The sequence below is a fragment of the bacterium genome (assembly GCA_016786595.1).
GTDB lineage: Bacteria > Bdellovibrionota_C > UBA2361 > SZUA-149 > JAEUWB01 > JAEUWB01.
In genome coordinates this window covers 15,079-29,323 of record JAEUWB010000052.1, presented here as the reverse complement: position 1 = coordinate 29,323, position 14,245 = coordinate 15,079, and the positions used below count along the sequence as shown (strand labels likewise).

Annotated in this window: 15 protein-coding genes; 6 read left to right on the top strand and 9 right to left on the bottom strand. The window is 44.5% G+C overall.

Features of this window, described 5'->3' with window-relative positions; genetic code table 11:
* Positions 1-38: 38 nt before the first annotated feature.
* From JNK13_08370 to JNK13_08360, 3 genes are read right to left on the bottom strand one after another with little or no spacing between them, the layout of a single operon-like run.
* Positions 39-257, bottom strand: coding sequence for a hypothetical protein (locus JNK13_08370; GenBank protein ID MBL7662752.1), 219 nt, complete (start codon positions 255-257; stop codon positions 39-41).
* A gap of 31 nt (positions 258-288) precedes the next feature.
* Positions 289-462 carry a hypothetical protein gene (locus tag JNK13_08365; GenBank protein MBL7662751.1) on the bottom strand — a complete coding sequence of 58 codons (174 nt, stop codon included), beginning with the start codon at positions 460-462 and terminating at the stop codon, positions 289-291.
* A 1-nt stretch (position 463) separates the two neighbouring features.
* Positions 464-2,038 (bottom strand): AAA family ATPase, encoded by a 1,575-nt coding sequence (locus JNK13_08360; GenBank protein ID MBL7662750.1) that lies wholly within the window; start codon positions 2,036-2,038, stop codon positions 464-466.
* Positions 2,039-2,220: 182 nt separating this feature from the next.
* On the opposite strand from JNK13_08360, the gene JNK13_08355 reads away from it, so the two are divergent.
* Genes JNK13_08355 through JNK13_08340 form a run of 4 tightly spaced genes read left to right on the top strand, consistent with a single transcriptional unit; the run spans position 2,221 to position 7,369 of the window.
* A complete protein-coding gene (locus JNK13_08355; protein MBL7662749.1) occupies positions 2,221-3,894 on the top strand; it encodes a hypothetical protein in 1,674 nt (557 codons plus the stop codon).
* Complete coding sequence (locus JNK13_08350; protein MBL7662748.1) at positions 3,884-5,395, top strand: hypothetical protein; 1,512 nt, start codon at positions 3,884-3,886, stop codon at positions 5,393-5,395. Before JNK13_08355 ends, JNK13_08350 begins: the two co-directional genes overlap by 11 nt.
* A 1-nt stretch (position 5,396) precedes the next feature.
* The gene (locus tag JNK13_08345; GenBank protein MBL7662747.1) at positions 5,397-5,846 is read left to right on the top strand and encodes a hypothetical protein; all 450 of its coding nucleotides are present in this window, start codon (positions 5,397-5,399) and stop codon (positions 5,844-5,846) included.
* 11 nt (positions 5,847-5,857) lie between these two features.
* Positions 5,858-7,369, top strand: a complete 1,512-nt coding sequence (locus JNK13_08340; protein MBL7662746.1) for a hypothetical protein — start codon at positions 5,858-5,860, stop codon at positions 7,367-7,369.
* A 365-nt stretch (positions 7,370-7,734) separates the two neighbouring features.
* Here the strand turns inward: JNK13_08340 and dapB are convergent, their stop codons facing one another.
* From dapB to JNK13_08320, 4 genes are read right to left on the bottom strand one after another with little or no spacing between them, the layout of a single operon-like run.
* The gene (gene dapB, locus JNK13_08335) at positions 7,735-8,505 is read right to left on the bottom strand and encodes a 4-hydroxy-tetrahydrodipicolinate reductase (GenBank protein ID MBL7662745.1); all 771 of its coding nucleotides are present in this window, start codon (positions 8,503-8,505) and stop codon (positions 7,735-7,737) included.
* Between the two features lie 2 nt (positions 8,506-8,507).
* Positions 8,508-9,371 carry a 4-hydroxy-tetrahydrodipicolinate synthase gene (locus tag JNK13_08330; GenBank protein MBL7662744.1) on the bottom strand — a complete coding sequence of 288 codons (864 nt, stop codon included), beginning with the start codon at positions 9,369-9,371 and terminating at the stop codon, positions 8,508-8,510.
* A 21-nt stretch (positions 9,372-9,392) separates the two neighbouring features.
* Positions 9,393-10,235 carry a diaminopimelate epimerase gene (locus tag JNK13_08325; protein ID MBL7662743.1) on the bottom strand — a complete coding sequence of 281 codons (843 nt, stop codon included), beginning with the start codon at positions 10,233-10,235 and terminating at the stop codon, positions 9,393-9,395.
* A gap of 4 nt (positions 10,236-10,239) precedes the next feature.
* A complete protein-coding gene (locus JNK13_08320) occupies positions 10,240-10,638 on the bottom strand; it encodes a hypothetical protein (protein ID MBL7662742.1) in 399 nt (132 codons plus the stop codon).
* Between the two features lie 134 nt (positions 10,639-10,772).
* Here JNK13_08320 and JNK13_08315 point away from each other — a divergent pair, with 134 nt between their 5' ends.
* Together JNK13_08315 and JNK13_08310 are read left to right on the top strand one after the other, a co-directional pair.
* Positions 10,773-12,089, top strand: coding sequence for an aminopeptidase P family protein (locus JNK13_08315; protein ID MBL7662741.1), 1,317 nt, complete (start codon positions 10,773-10,775; stop codon positions 12,087-12,089).
* A gap of 73 nt (positions 12,090-12,162) precedes the next feature.
* On the top strand, positions 12,163-12,480 hold the full coding sequence (locus tag JNK13_08310; protein ID MBL7662740.1) for a hypothetical protein: 318 nt from the start codon (positions 12,163-12,165) through the stop codon (positions 12,478-12,480).
* An 820-nt stretch (positions 12,481-13,300) separates the two neighbouring features.
* Here JNK13_08310 and JNK13_08305 read toward each other — a convergent pair.
* The gene (locus JNK13_08305) at positions 13,301-13,984 is read right to left on the bottom strand and encodes a phosphoribosylformylglycinamidine synthase subunit PurQ (protein MBL7662739.1); all 684 of its coding nucleotides are present in this window, start codon (positions 13,982-13,984) and stop codon (positions 13,301-13,303) included.
* A 17-nt stretch (positions 13,985-14,001) separates the two neighbouring features.
* Positions 14,002-14,244 (bottom strand): phosphoribosylformylglycinamidine synthase subunit PurS, encoded by a 243-nt coding sequence (gene purS / locus JNK13_08300; GenBank protein ID MBL7662738.1) that lies wholly within the window; start codon positions 14,242-14,244, stop codon positions 14,002-14,004.
* Between the last annotated feature and the right edge of the window lies 1 nt (position 14,245).

The window sequence follows — 14,245 nt, the reverse complement described above, 5'->3', positions numbered from 1 at the left end:
GCTTAAATCCTCCATTTTTAGAGCTTAATCACTAGCGATCAACCACCAGTTCCCGAACTCGACGATGTTCCGGAAGACGAAGTACTAGTGCCAGGATTACCATTATGCCCTCCTACGAACTCAGTCGCTTCAGTGAAGAAAGTTCCGATCGCGCCGAAAAACTGTGATATAACCCCGCCGATTACTACAATTGCCGCAATAAACAACACATGCTCAAGCGACAAACTTCCTCTTTCATTTTTTCTATTACGTTTCATTTTGTTTTCCTCCTTGGTTGTTAATAAAAAATCAATTTCCACTTCCACTGCTGGTTGTGTAACTATCGTTATATCTTTCTGCGTAGCTGCCCATTGCTTGCATGAAATAAGTAAGCCCAGCAATGACCAAGCCTACGCCAGAAATAAGTAAAACTTGCTCAAGCGATAAAGTGCCACGACAATTTGTAGTCAAAAAACTACGCATCTTACTTAGCTCCTCCTGCAACATTACCGATGATCTCACTTACTTCCTGAATTTCTGGGGCCTGATATAAATCAGCTAAATTATCTAGCGTAGGCGCGACGGAATTTTCCGTAGTAACTTCTGCTGCAACTTGAGCAGTAAGCTGCGCAGCCTCAGGCACTTTCACAAATGCCCTTTGGCCGTGATTCGAAACATGTTCAACTTGAATTGACTCACCAAGCGGCATTAAAATCGGATGTAATTGCTTGATTTTGTTATTTGAAGCACCAACTAAAGTTTCAGTCGAAGCTGGCAGTTTGGCTTGTGGCAGTGGCAAACCTTTACGCTCCATTCTTTCTTTCTTCCAAATGCCAGGAATGAGTTTTGAAAAATCAAACTTCTTGACTGCGTTCTCAGCTAAAGATGGGCGATCTAATTTTAGTTCGATTAAATCTGCTAATGCACGTTCTAATAGATCTTGAGTGTGTTTTGAAGCCTCAGTGTAAAAAGTATTTCCCGTACCAATCCAATTTCTAGACTTGAGATCAAATGGCAAAGTCCCAACTGAAGTCATCTGCTCCTCGAAGGCATCATTCACAAACAAGAAATCCAAGATGTCGTCCCGAGTTAAGCCGCGCTCTTGCAGCATGTTCATGATAATTTTAATTTTGCCTTGTCCAGGATAGTCAGCAACAGTAGTCAAAGCTGTGCTCAGTAAGTGCACTGAGGCGGCCTCATTTGAAGTCACAAGTAAACGCACATCCGCCCGCGTTGTTAGGGCAAAATATAAAACTCCTTCAATGCGCGAAGTATCAATTAAAACTACGTCATAAACGCTTTGATAATACTCTAATAAGTTAAGCGTGAGCTCAAAACGTCTTTGATCGCGCAGCCAATACTCACGCACATCCGTGCCACCAGCAGGTTGCATCACTAGGTCAATTCCGTTTGGCGCAGTTGTGATCAGTCGCTTTGCAAGTTGATCGTCTGGATAGAGAAAATCTATTAAGAGTGCTGCATAGTCAGCAGACTGAGACTTGTCGGCGTTCAGGTAATGCGCCAGAGAGCCGCTGAGTGACAGGTCCAGCACGAGTGGCTTTTTCCCCAAGGCTTGAGCAGCATGTGCCAGGGCTGCAGTTATCGTGGTCGAGCCTACTCCGCCCTTTACGCCATGGATTGTTACAATTTTTCCAAGCGAGGCATTAGATTTTGTTGTTTCAACGACAGAGACCGCGTGAATAATGCGCACAGGTGAGTCATCAACGGAAAAGACCTCCGCAGAGACTGCCTCAAGACGCTTGAGGGCACGAAGTGAGTAATTTTCTTGCTTGAGAATGACAAAGATTGCGGCTGTAGGAAATGATTTACGAAATTCTGTGGCAAATGTTTGAACTTCTTCAACGGAAAGCTGTGGACCGATTGCCACGATATCAGGAGCACTATTCAATAGTACTTCCTCGCGAGAGGCAGGGTAGCAACGTCCAACCGTTAAGTGGCCGATTGAGTTTCGGCAACGCTCGAAAGCAGCATCAAAAAACTGCTCCAAGGCTAGGCGGTCAGCTGCTGTTTTATCTACGCAGGCAATCCTCATTTGCACTCCATCCCTCCGACTTATATCAATATTCCGCCGGAAATCTAGCTCCGCCCCAGGCCCCACGTGCATGATAGCTACTGACCTAATTGGCGAATTGTATCTATACTCTTATCAGAAAAAGATCAAGCAAAGCTGGCAAAATTCATGTGTCAATCTGCTTTAGCTGTGCTAACACCTTGTCCTGCATGAGAAAGTTAAGAACTTTAAGTTATTCCCTTCCCCTCTATATTATCGGCCTATTCGGGGTCGTTGTTGCGTACGCTCAAGAAAAAAACTTTGTCCCCTTAGAAAATCCTCGCACTACTAGTAATCAAGAACTTGCTACCGGAGGAACTATCGTTGCCACTCCTGGACAGGCCCCAGAGGTGCCGATTCAAACAGATCGGGGACTTCATTCAGCTGCAAACTTCCAAAAGTCGATCTCGCTTAATGGCATTAATTTTCCCTGCCCCAGTGGGTGCGATCTTCATGATGGACTTACCTGCAGCATCTTTCTAAATGGACAAGTCGAAAAGAAATCCTGCGAAGACCTCTTTGATTATCTACTTGAGTCGACAGCGGGCAGCGAAATTAGCCTCTCACAGCTACGCATTTACGCCCTCTCCTCACAAATTTCAGACACTCGAGCTAAATTAATACTTACTAAGCTGCTGCAGAGCGAAAGCGAATCGCAGAATTTGGCTAACTCGATGAAGCTAATTGTGGAAAAATTCGAGCGCCCTCTTTCTGAAGTAATCAATGGACTTGAACCGCCACCAAGCCGGACGGTGCTAAGAGCGCTTTGGAACCAAGTCAGTTCGGGTCGTTCTGAATATCAAAAAATTCTACGTCGCTTAGTCCTGCAACGTGACACAGATAATCGCGAGGTAGACTTACTCAGCCTACTTGACGCCACAAATCCACTGCAGGTCACAGCGGAAGTTAAGTCGCTCTGCACAGATCAGCGCTTTCGTAACAATCCAGTCTGCAGTTTTGGTTTTAAAATATTAAATTTTATCACCCGCTGCGAACCACTATTAACTGCAGATAAATTCCCACTTGAATGTAGTGAAATTGAAATCCAAAAATTTCCTGAGTTTAGCCGTAAATTCCTACGTGGTATACAGCTAGAGTTTCTACTAAAACGCGTCATGACCGACGATCTGTCTGCCACCAAAGCGATCCAATTGATTGCCAACAGCAGCTATTTGGTCTTCCCAATTGGTAGGGTATCGAGTGTACTACGCGACAAAATTGCGCAAGCCAAAAATGCCTCGGATTTAAATATTTTCAAACTCACCAGAAACGTAAAACATGCGTTGACGCGCATTTCTTCCCTTTACCCTGAAGACGTAGCGTTGCTTTACGCAGCAATGGCCAAAGCCGCTTCAAATAAAAATGATCCTGGTGGGGTTGAGCGTTATCTGAATGAGTCATATTTGATTTACCCTCTAGAAATTGCAGAACGAAACACCCTACTGAAAAGTGTCGCCCTACCCGATGCAAACAAACCTGCAATTGATAAATTTTTTGACTTACTGGCTGAATTTTACTGGGTACCGCTACTGATAGCGCTAGTTTTGTTCCTGGTCATTCATATCATTGTACGCAAGCATAAAGAAAAACGCCACCGCAAACAACGCCCGCATTCGTTGGTGCATGGCGAAAGCTCTGAACTCCATAACTTACTCAAGAAATTTGCGTTACCTGAGGATGCAACTGAATTACAACTTTGGGAGCGTTTTAAAATTCTTGCCAAGCAAATCCAATCCGATGCAACCCACCCGGGATCCACAGTAGAATCTTTTCATAAACTTACAACAGATCTGCACCGTGCAATTGATCTGATTAAGAAAAAGGCAGACCCACATGGGAACTAAATATTTTTTACGCAGTTTGTTAATACTTAGCTTTTTTGCACTGGGAATGCCCGCAAACGACTTAGTTGCTGAGGAATTGATTAATATTAATGGTGTGGATTTTCCCTGCGCGAACTGCCGCAATAAGGATACTTTTTCCTGTGAAATCAACCTCAACGGTGAAGCCTGGGCGTTAAGCTGCAATGAAGCCTTTGATAAATTGCTCTCCGCTACGCCAATCGAGCAACTCAAAGTTGATCAACTAAAAAATTATTTACTAGGCGCAAAAGTCGAAAGTAGTCGAGCTCAAGCAGTAATTACGAAGTTACTAATTACTGAGCTTGGCGCCAAGTCTGTGACCGATTCAATTAAGCGTTTACTATCAATTTACGAAGACCAAATCAGTGCAAGTCTAGAAAACACTCAAACGATTGATACTAATTTTTTAAAAGCTCTCTGGCCCTATGTGCGCAGTGGCGAATCACTCGTGCGTGCCAAAATGAGGCGAGCAATTATTGAACGTGACCCAGTTGGGCGTGACCGCGATATTATCGGCCTACTGAATGCCCATGAATACGACAAGGCTGAAGAGGAGTTGGCACAAATTAAGTCGCCCTTTGCCTCAGGAATCCTAAACCAGATCCGTAATTGCCGAGAAATTCTGGAAACAGAGAAGTTTCCAGTAGCATGCAATGAAGCTGCGATCATGCAACAACCACAAGAGGCACGGAAGTTCTTACGGCAACTTCAACTTGAAATGCTTCTCAAGCGTATTGAGACAAAGAAACTTCCTGCTCCGCAATTACTGCAATGGGTCGCCGAGAGTAGTTTTTTACGTTTTCCATTTGATCGCATCGCTGAGGCCACACAAAAAGCACTCAGTATTGTAGCGACTCCAACGGGTATTGGCGCAGTTCCCAACACTCCGGAAATTAATCAATTAATTGTAAAACTTTCAGGCAGCTTTCCCGAGGACGTTGCGCGCTATTATATCGCCCGCGCCGAGCAATTCCTTGCAGCCGGCAATCGTGCCGAGTGTGACCGACTGATCAATGACTCATTTATTTTATATCCTGCAGATATCGCTTCACGCCTAGAATTAATCACCAAAATTCGTGAAGTCTACGACAAGAAGGATCTAATTGAGCAAATTGCAGAAGTAGTTCCCAGCGCATTTTATTTATTCCCCGTGCTCCTCACCTTAATTGGGCTACTTGGCGCAATGATTAAAAAACGGATCGACACCGAAAATTTTGAGCGTGAATCAATCAACGCACTGCTCAGCGCAGATGACAGAATGGAACTTCGCATCGCACTTTCTTATTTTCGCTTGCCGGCATATGCCTCTGAAGTTGAACTCAAACGCAAGTACCATCAACTTGCACGTTTGGAACACCCTGACACTAAGCAGCATGCCCCAAAGCAACTAGGCAATAAGACGCACGAATTTAGCGAACTCACTCAACACTATAATCGTGCCCGAGAAATCATGAAAAAACGCACTGTGGAAGTAAGTCAATAAGATGGATTATTTACAACAAATCTTTGAACGCATTTCGCACAGCCTGCGTAGTCCATTGGGAGTAGCCCAGCAGACGCTAAATGATGCTGCTGCCGGAATGGAACTCTCGCAGGAGGATTTTTCAGACGCCCGCGCAAGCCTTAGCAAAATAGTTGCAAATTTGGACTATCTTAAATCACTAGGGTCTGGAGATCCTAAGCCTAGCGCTGATCAAAAAATTAATTTTGCGGCTACACTAATCGCGGACTACTTAAAACGACGTGACATAATGCTTGATCATTTTATCGTTAAAGATCGCAAGTTAATTTGTTATCTGAAGGGGTTTGAAGCCAATAACTTACTTGACTTTATTGTTAAAGATCAAGGCATTTTTAGCATCTCTGCACTCTATGGACTGTATTTACTAGAGAGCCAAGGTGTTTTGCTTGTAGTAGAAAGGGTAAAAAGTTAATGTTCAGAACGATGCCAAGCAAACCTCTAGTCATTTTCTGCTGCGCTCTGCTCAATTTTATTTTTTGTAGCCGAGCTGCTCAAGCTGACACAACTCTGACGATTAAGGGGATTAAATTTAACTGTCAGGATTGCCTGAATAACGGCGATCTATCCTGCGAGATACCTGTCGAAGGCGTGCGTAAGAAAATTTGGTGCGATGAGGCAATTGAAATTTTACTGCAGACAAACGAACCTACTGCACTTAATGCATCTGAACTTATGAATTATCTCACGAGTGAGCGCGTGAGTGACGAGAAAGCCTCGAGAATTTTACAAATCCTTACTCAGACTGAGGCAAATCAGCTGGTGCTGATTACGCGAGTTAAAAAAATCGTTGAACTCTATGAGCAACTGCTGCCAGAGGCATTATTTAGAGCGCCCTTACTCTCACAGGGCTTACTACGGGCACTTTGGCCGGAAATCCAGTCTGGCAACTCAGAGTATAGAATCAAATTACGTAATTTAATTATTGCTCATGATTCAGAGTATCGAGAGCAGGATTTAAGAGCCCTGCTCGATCCGAGCGATCATGTAAAAACACTCGAAGTCTTAAGAGCCATCCGTCAAACAGTCAGTGCAGATTCTGCTTTATCACCAAGTGTGCATAATTTAATCAATTCTGCAATTGAGTGCGAGTCGATTTTAAGTGCAGATCTTTTTCCTAAGAACTGTAGTTGTAAGAACTTCTATCAGCAACGTAATATATTTTCTGCTTTTTTACAGAAATTTCAGTCCGAACTAATTGCCATCCGACTGGAAAGCAAATCTCTCAATTCACTCCAGTCGCTCACATGGATTGCTCATAGTTGTTTTCTAGAGACGCAGAATGAAAAACTAACGGAGAAGATTGGCACAGTCCTGCAACAAGTAAGCTCACTTAGTGATTTAAGTAGCCTTGAAAATGATGCCACTGTGCATGATTTTGTCAAAAGCATCAGTCGACGCTATCCTGAGCAGACCGCAGCCTTCTATTCTGCACTTGCTGACTATTCCTTTCGTAGCAACAACACTGAGGCATTTGATCGCTATCTCAAGCTTTCCTATCGCTATTACTCGGGCGAGATCGACCAGCGCAATCGTTTCTTAGAACGTTCCCAACTAACTGCGGACGGCCGAGGGCTCAGTTCTAATACATATGGAATGCCTTCAGAGCCGGTTTTAATGCTTTGCGCGATGTGCTTGTTTTTATTTTTATCAGCTCTAGTTTCTTTGCGAAGATACCAGGAAATGCAACTCGATCTAGATAAGGTCAATTTCGGACTTAACCGCGAAGAACGCGCTAGACTAAAAATCATCTTTAGTAAGTTTGGCTTAGCAATTGATGCCGACGAGGAGGCTCTAGGCAGGCGCTTTCAGAAATTAGCTAGTGCTCATGCCAAGGACGTGCGCAATGATAATGAAAGTTTTTTGTATGAAGATTTAATGGATGATTACAATGAAGCCAAACGTCTAGTTGCTAAACGCATTAAGCCGCTTGACTAGGCAAGCTCTGATTAAAAGCCCAATTTCTTAGTGAATTATTTGTCATTAATGAAATGGAGCTTTTCTTTAGAACCTTAGGCTCCTGCTAAAAATTTTCACCAAACTGCACTCTGCTTCGCTGAAGTCTGCAATGGCATATAAACTACCAGTAAAACACCTTGCTAGAACTAGCTTTGTTGGTTGCCATAAGCCTGGCGTGAATAGAGATTTGAAGAAAGTACAGCACAGCGATGCAGAAGGGCGAGCCCTTTCTGAAAATCTCTATTCGCCCCAGACTTAGTAAGCTCAATTCTCTAAGGGTCTATTTCTTCATTAATGCCAAGCGAATAACTCAGTTAAGGAGGTTACTTAACTTCTTACGATACCTAGGAGTTTGCACTAAAGTAATCCGAAATTGCATACTTTTGTGCTTTTTGCTGCGACAACCACTGAGCAATGCTTAAAGCGCCATGCGCATAAATCGAGCGACTCCATACTCGATGAGTAAGTTCTAAACGCTCCCCCTTGCCCAGGAAATAAACTTGATGTTCGGCAGGGAAATCTCCACCACGTAGGCCATGAATTACTAACTCGTTTTCCGGACGAGAATCATGCTGGCCATGAGCGCGCGCTGTAATATTTAGGTCACGCTCTTCATGAATTTTCTGCGCAATTGATAAGGCAGAACCACTGGGCACGTCCTTCTTGCCACGATGATGAAGTTCAACAATTTCCACATCAAAGCCAGGTCCAAGCAGCTTTGTAGCCTGCCTGGAAAGCTCAAAAAGCGTATTCATTCCAACACTAGTATTACTACAAATCATCACAGGAATTTTTGTACCTGCAGACTCGATCTCAGAAGTCAGTGAGCGATCTAGGCCAGTCGTGCAAACAAGTAATGGTCGCTGATATTTTAAGGCAATTTCTAAGGCTGTGCGCGCACCAACAGGACTTGAAGCGTCAATAACTACGTCGAATTTTTCAGTAAACCCTGAGTGACTGGCGCTAACAAGCGTGGTTACTCCTGAAACTTCCTGCGAGAGATTCAAGCTCTGATTAGAAACAACTCCGTAGACTACTTCGAAAGCATGTTCTCTGCAGGCCTGAATAATTTCCTTACCCAACCTGCCAGTTGCGCCAATCAAGCAAATTTTCATCGCTACAATAAGTCCTTAAGAGCTTTATCTGTTGCCTCACTGACTTGCACAAGCGGTAAGCGCAAAGTATCATGGGCAATTAATCCTAAATGTTTTAGCGCACGCTTGGCTGGTGCTGGATTCGTCTCCAAAAAAAGCGCCTTGATCATGGGGAGTGCCTTAAGTTGCGCATTTAAAGCAGCACTTAAGTCTCCTTTAAGGGCCGTATCGCAGATTGTAACAAAAGCTTGTGGAATTACGTTTGCTGCCGCAGAAATAACGCCTTTACCGCCAACCGACATCAGCATGTACGTCAAATCATCTTCACCTGAAAGCAAATTAACCTTCGCGCCAATCTCACGTGCCAGCCACATGATTTTATTAGCTGATCCGGAAGCTTCTTTCACCGCAACAATGCCGGGGACAGTCGCTAAGCGACTAAAAGTTTCTATTCCAATATCCACCGAAGTTCGGCCCGGAATATTATAGACAATAACTGGCAGACCTCCCTGTTCAGCAATTGTTTTAAAATGCTGATAGAGACCTTCTTGCGTAGGCTTATTATAGTACGGGTTTACACAAAGCGCTCCTGCTGCCCCAAGCGACTTAGCTTCGCGTGTTAATTCAATTGAAGTACTAGTGTTATTAGTGCCAGTGCCTGCAATCACAGGAACTTTCCCTGAGCAAAACTTAATTACGAATGCAAGCATTTCTGCACGTTCGCTCTTGGTCAGTGTTGCCGACTCACCTGTCGTCCCACCGACAACAAAGCCAGAAACCTTGGCTTGCAGCTGCCAGTCTAAAAGCTTTTCAAGTGAAGCATAATCGATTGCTGAAGTATCAGCAGTAAAAGGTGTAACTAGTGCAGTATAACTACCAGTAAACATTGCGACCTCCTCAAGCAGGGGTTAAAGCTGGATTTCGCCTCTGAAAACATAATCAGCAGGGCCAGTTAGTTTTACTAGATTCTGCTCCTTGTCGTAAAAAACTTCAAGCACCCCGCCGCGCGTCTCAATTGTGGCTGGATTTGAGATTTTACCCTTTTGCATGAGGGCAATTGCCACAGCTGAAGCGCCTGTTCCGCAAGAAAGCGTCTCACCTACGCCACGTTCCCAAATTCTAATTTTTGCCCTTGAATCACTACAAAGTTCAACAAACTCAACATTTGTCCGCTCTGGAAAAAATGGATGACACTCAAGCTGCGGACCGAGGGTCGTAACTGGCGCAAGGTCAACTTTTGCAACTTCAATCACGCAATGCGGGTTTCCCACACTTAGTGCAGTAATTTGCACTTGATCAGTGTCCACAGGGAGCTTGTGGTCGATAAATTCTCCCGGTCGAGCTGTTGGAATATCAATACCTTGGAAACTAGGATGTCCGATATCAGTGCGTACTCGCTCCCCAGAACCAATAATTTTGACAGCGATTTTTCCAGTAAAGACTTCAAGCTCAAACTCTTTAACTCCCGGGTAAAGGTCATAGATATAGCGAGAAATGCAGCGAAATCCGTTACCACAGATCGTCTCCGAGCCATCAGCATTACGATAGGTTACAGCATAGTCAGCTGTCTTTGGATTCTTGAGAATTAATAGACCATCGCCGCCAACTCCAAAGTGCCGATCAAGAATTTGCACTGTCAATTTCTCTTCTGCTAGCGGCAAACCGTGACGACCATCAAGGACTACAAAATCGTTTCCACCAGCCTGCATTTTGACAAAGCTTAAGTTTTTTTTCACTGATTTAGTTTGCATTCGTCTATTTAAAATCCACGCGAAGTAACTTATCGTAGCTACTTTCAAGCCCACCTGGATTGACAGCAACGATTACATACTCCCCGACTTGCTTAGCAGGAGGATTAGTATCAACATATTGATAGCTAGATTTGCCCGGAGCGTATTCAACTTCATCAAGCTTTCTGAATTCGCCGACAATTGAATCGCGGCGTTTAATCACAAATCCAGCCAAGGAAGATTCCTGTCCAGCGGGCATTGCGGGTGCTGTCCAGCTTAAAACAACTTTCTCACCGAGATGCTCAGATTGCGCGCTGCTGACTGGAGGCGGCACAAATTCCCCGGGGTAGCTCGGTGGAGCCTTCTTGCCGCAGGCGCTAGAGACAATCACAAAACTTAGCAAAATCAATGTGGATCTTTTCATATAAAACTCTATCTGAAGTGTATATAATTACTGCAAAAAACTAACACTTCGTATAGTCTTAAGTCTATTTAATAATCAAGACTAAATTGGCTTTTAAGCATACTAGGACAGTCAAACAAGCAGAAATATTACTTATGTTAAATGAATCGATCTACAAACAACGCAGAAAGGCTCTCTTAAAACATTTAACTGGCGAGGCTATGCTCATTACTGCGGCACCGGAGCGAACAAAAAGCCGCGATTTACACTATCCCTACGCGCAAGACCGAAATCTTTTCTATCTCACCGGGATCAGCGATGCAAAAGTTGCGCTACTCTTAAATGGCACTGGCTTTGGTCCAGAGTCTGTACTTTTTGTCGCAACTCCAGACCCAGCCAAAGTGCGCTTTGATGGTAGTCGCTTAACTTTACAATCGGCAAAACGAACGATTGCCTGTGATGACTTCAAATCCTACGAAAGCCTCGCGCAAGAGCTCCCACAATTCCTTACTCGAGCCGAAGTACTGAACTACTCAATCGGGGCAAATCCTGAAATTGATGAACTTGTGATCAGAATGTTTAAATCAGAAGTTGCGCCGCGTGCGAACTTTCCGCACACACTGCGTGATGCCCGTGTCTTATTAAGTGAGATGCGCTTTAGTAAAGATCGCCACGAAATTAAATTCATGCGCAAGGCTGCAGCAATTACAACTCAGTCTTTTAAGGCTTTGGCAGCAGCACTTCCAAGCGTGACGAGCGAAGCACATGGAGCAGCTCTACTGGAGAGTTACTTCAAAAAATTTGGCGCTGATAGCACTGCGTTTTCGACAATTATTGCTTCAGGCAAAAACGCCACAACGCTTCATCACACTCCGTCCCAACAAGCATTTCCCCGAAACGCCTTAGTGCTTGTTGACGCCGGCGCTGAGTATCAAGGTTACGCGGCGGACTTAACGCGCGTTTTTCCAGCTTCTGGGCGCTTTAACTCAAGACAAGCAGAAATTTATGATCTTGTGCTCGGAGCACAAGATGCATGCATTCGCGCTGCGCGACCCGGGGTAACTTTAGATCAATTACACGCTTTATGTGTTCGCGAAATCACAAAGGGCTTGATTCAGCTCAGAATCATTCGAGGGCCGTTGGATAAGGCCATCAAACTTAAGCGTTATCAGAAATACTACATGCATCGCACCGGACATTTTTTGGGCTTAGATACGCATGATATCACCCCACTTAATTTTCAAGCCAAGCAAGCTCCATTGCATGGCTATACGCGCAAATTACCTGAAGGAGCAGTGCTCACAATCGAGCCAGGATTATATTTTGACGCCTCCGATCGCGATCTTCCCAGTGAATTTCGCGGTATTGGTATCAGAATCGAAGATGATATTTTAATTACAAAACGTAGTGCTGAAGTGCTTACCGCAGCAATGCCTAAAAAACGTAGTGACATCGAATCACTGTTTAGGTAAAATTTGCGAAATTTACAATTTGTAACGGGTAGTTGTTCTGTAGACCTGCTTTCAGTGAGTGAGGATTAATTTTATGAAAAGACTTCTCGTAGTTCTAGTAGCAATATTTTTTGCCAATGCTGCTGGGCAAGGAATTGCTCAGGAGCGTAAGCATTATCTGCCGAAAATTTCTAAAGAGCAGTTTCAGCTCAAACAGCGGCTTGCTCGTGGGAAGAAAGATGGCACTTTAAATCAAGAAGAATACGAAAAGGCCAAGGCCGCGCTCGAAGCCATTCAAACACAAAAGAAAGCTGCTCTTGCAGATGGGATTGCCACTCCTGAAGAACGTGCCGAGCTAGAAAAAATGGTCGTCAATGCAAATCAAGAAATGAAGACGATGCGCACGAATTAATGTATTTTCTAGGGGCGTCGCTAATGCACGCCCCGCCAGGATTGCACCCGTTGACAAGAGCTTTTTCGGTTAACAGATTGCAGCAGTAAGCAAATCGCTTCGATCTCATTCACACTATAAAATAGATATTTAATTTCCTCTTTATTATACGCTCCGAGTGCTCTTGCTGGCAATTTTTCTTCGGCCGTACTCGGCCATGCTAACTTCAGTTATTAACTGAATAAACTACTACTGTCCCACGGCCATTAAGTTAAGGATTATAAGGCCGTCATCTCGACCGAAGTCCTGAGTTTACTCAGGGCGAAGTGGAGAGATCTCCAAGTGTATTTCTTGAAGAATTTGGAGATCTCTCGACTACACTTCGTTTCGCTCGAAATGACGAGGACTTACCTGCTTCCCTTAACTTAATGGCCGTGACTACTGACCTGCGTAGGCCCTCGAAAAATTTCCGCCAAGCGTTCGACCGAGCTACTCTCGGCCTGAGCCCTCGGCGCGAGCTCGGTCGAACGCTCGAGTCGAAGGCGCACCGAGGCCTCCACTCTGTGCTCTATTAAAGATACTTTAAACGCCAATAATTATAGAAAGAGAGCTAGTTAGAATTAATACCTTGTGTAGCTGAGGCCCTGGGTAGGGGAAAGTTTGAAGAAAGTGCAGTGTTATCTTTTTTTGGGGCAGCCCGAGTTGTACTGCTGGTAGTTAGCAGAGCAGTTTGGCCGAGAGCGAGCCATTTCTGAAAACTTCTCCCCACCCAGGCCGATTAGTATAATGATTGAAAGGTCCATACATCACACGAAACGCAACTAGATTTATCGGAGAAAATTTAACTTAAAGCCAAATCAAGGAAGCGCTTGCCTTCAAGCGAACCCATAATCTCCTCCACTGCCCTTTCGGGCTGAGGAATCAGACCTAAAATATTTCCTTGCTTATTACAAACACCGGCAATTGACTCAACCGAACCAAGAAATGCCTGCTTTGGATCAACTTCACCGTGCTTGTTAGTGTATTGAAGCACAATCATTTTATCTTCCTTAAGCTCTTGCAGAGCACGGCTAGAAACATAGTAGGCTGCATGCGAAGCAGACACAGGAAGCTTGAAAGTCAAATCACTAGCCAACTTACTTGCCCCACCGGCATAGACTGAGGCCGCAGACTTGAGGCTCGCATTGCCAATAAACCGACTTAAACCTTGATTTGGTAAAAATGCTCCAGGCAGTAAGCCCATTTCACAAAGGATTTGGAATCCATTACCAAAACCAAAAATTCTGCCGCCTTCTCTGGCAAAACGTCGTAGAGGCATGGCAATCGGTGAAACTTTCGCTAAGCACCCGGGTCGAAGGAAATCTCCATAGGCAGCCCCACCGGGTAGAATCACTACCTCTGGCTGCTCAAGCCCCTGTGCCCCGTGGTCGATGATACGCGCATCTAAGCCAAGCACCGTCTTGAAGCTATGCAGCGCTTCGGCTGCACCATAAGAACCAGGGAATTCGATAATACTGATACGCATAATCGCCAAACTCGGCTCTAGTCGAGGCTTAAGATTTCAAATTCTTCAGTTAATTGGTTTGCTAGAATCTGCGAGGCAATTTGTCGCACGCGCTCTTGAGCATTGCCACGATCTGCTGATTCAATTTCAAGCTCAATCAGTTTACCCAGCGCAGCAGTTTTGACTTCCGTATAGCCCAAAGTATGCAAGCGCTCGTGCAGCACACTACCCGCATGGTCAGGAACTTCCTTTTTATAACGGACTAAAATTGTTGCTTTCATA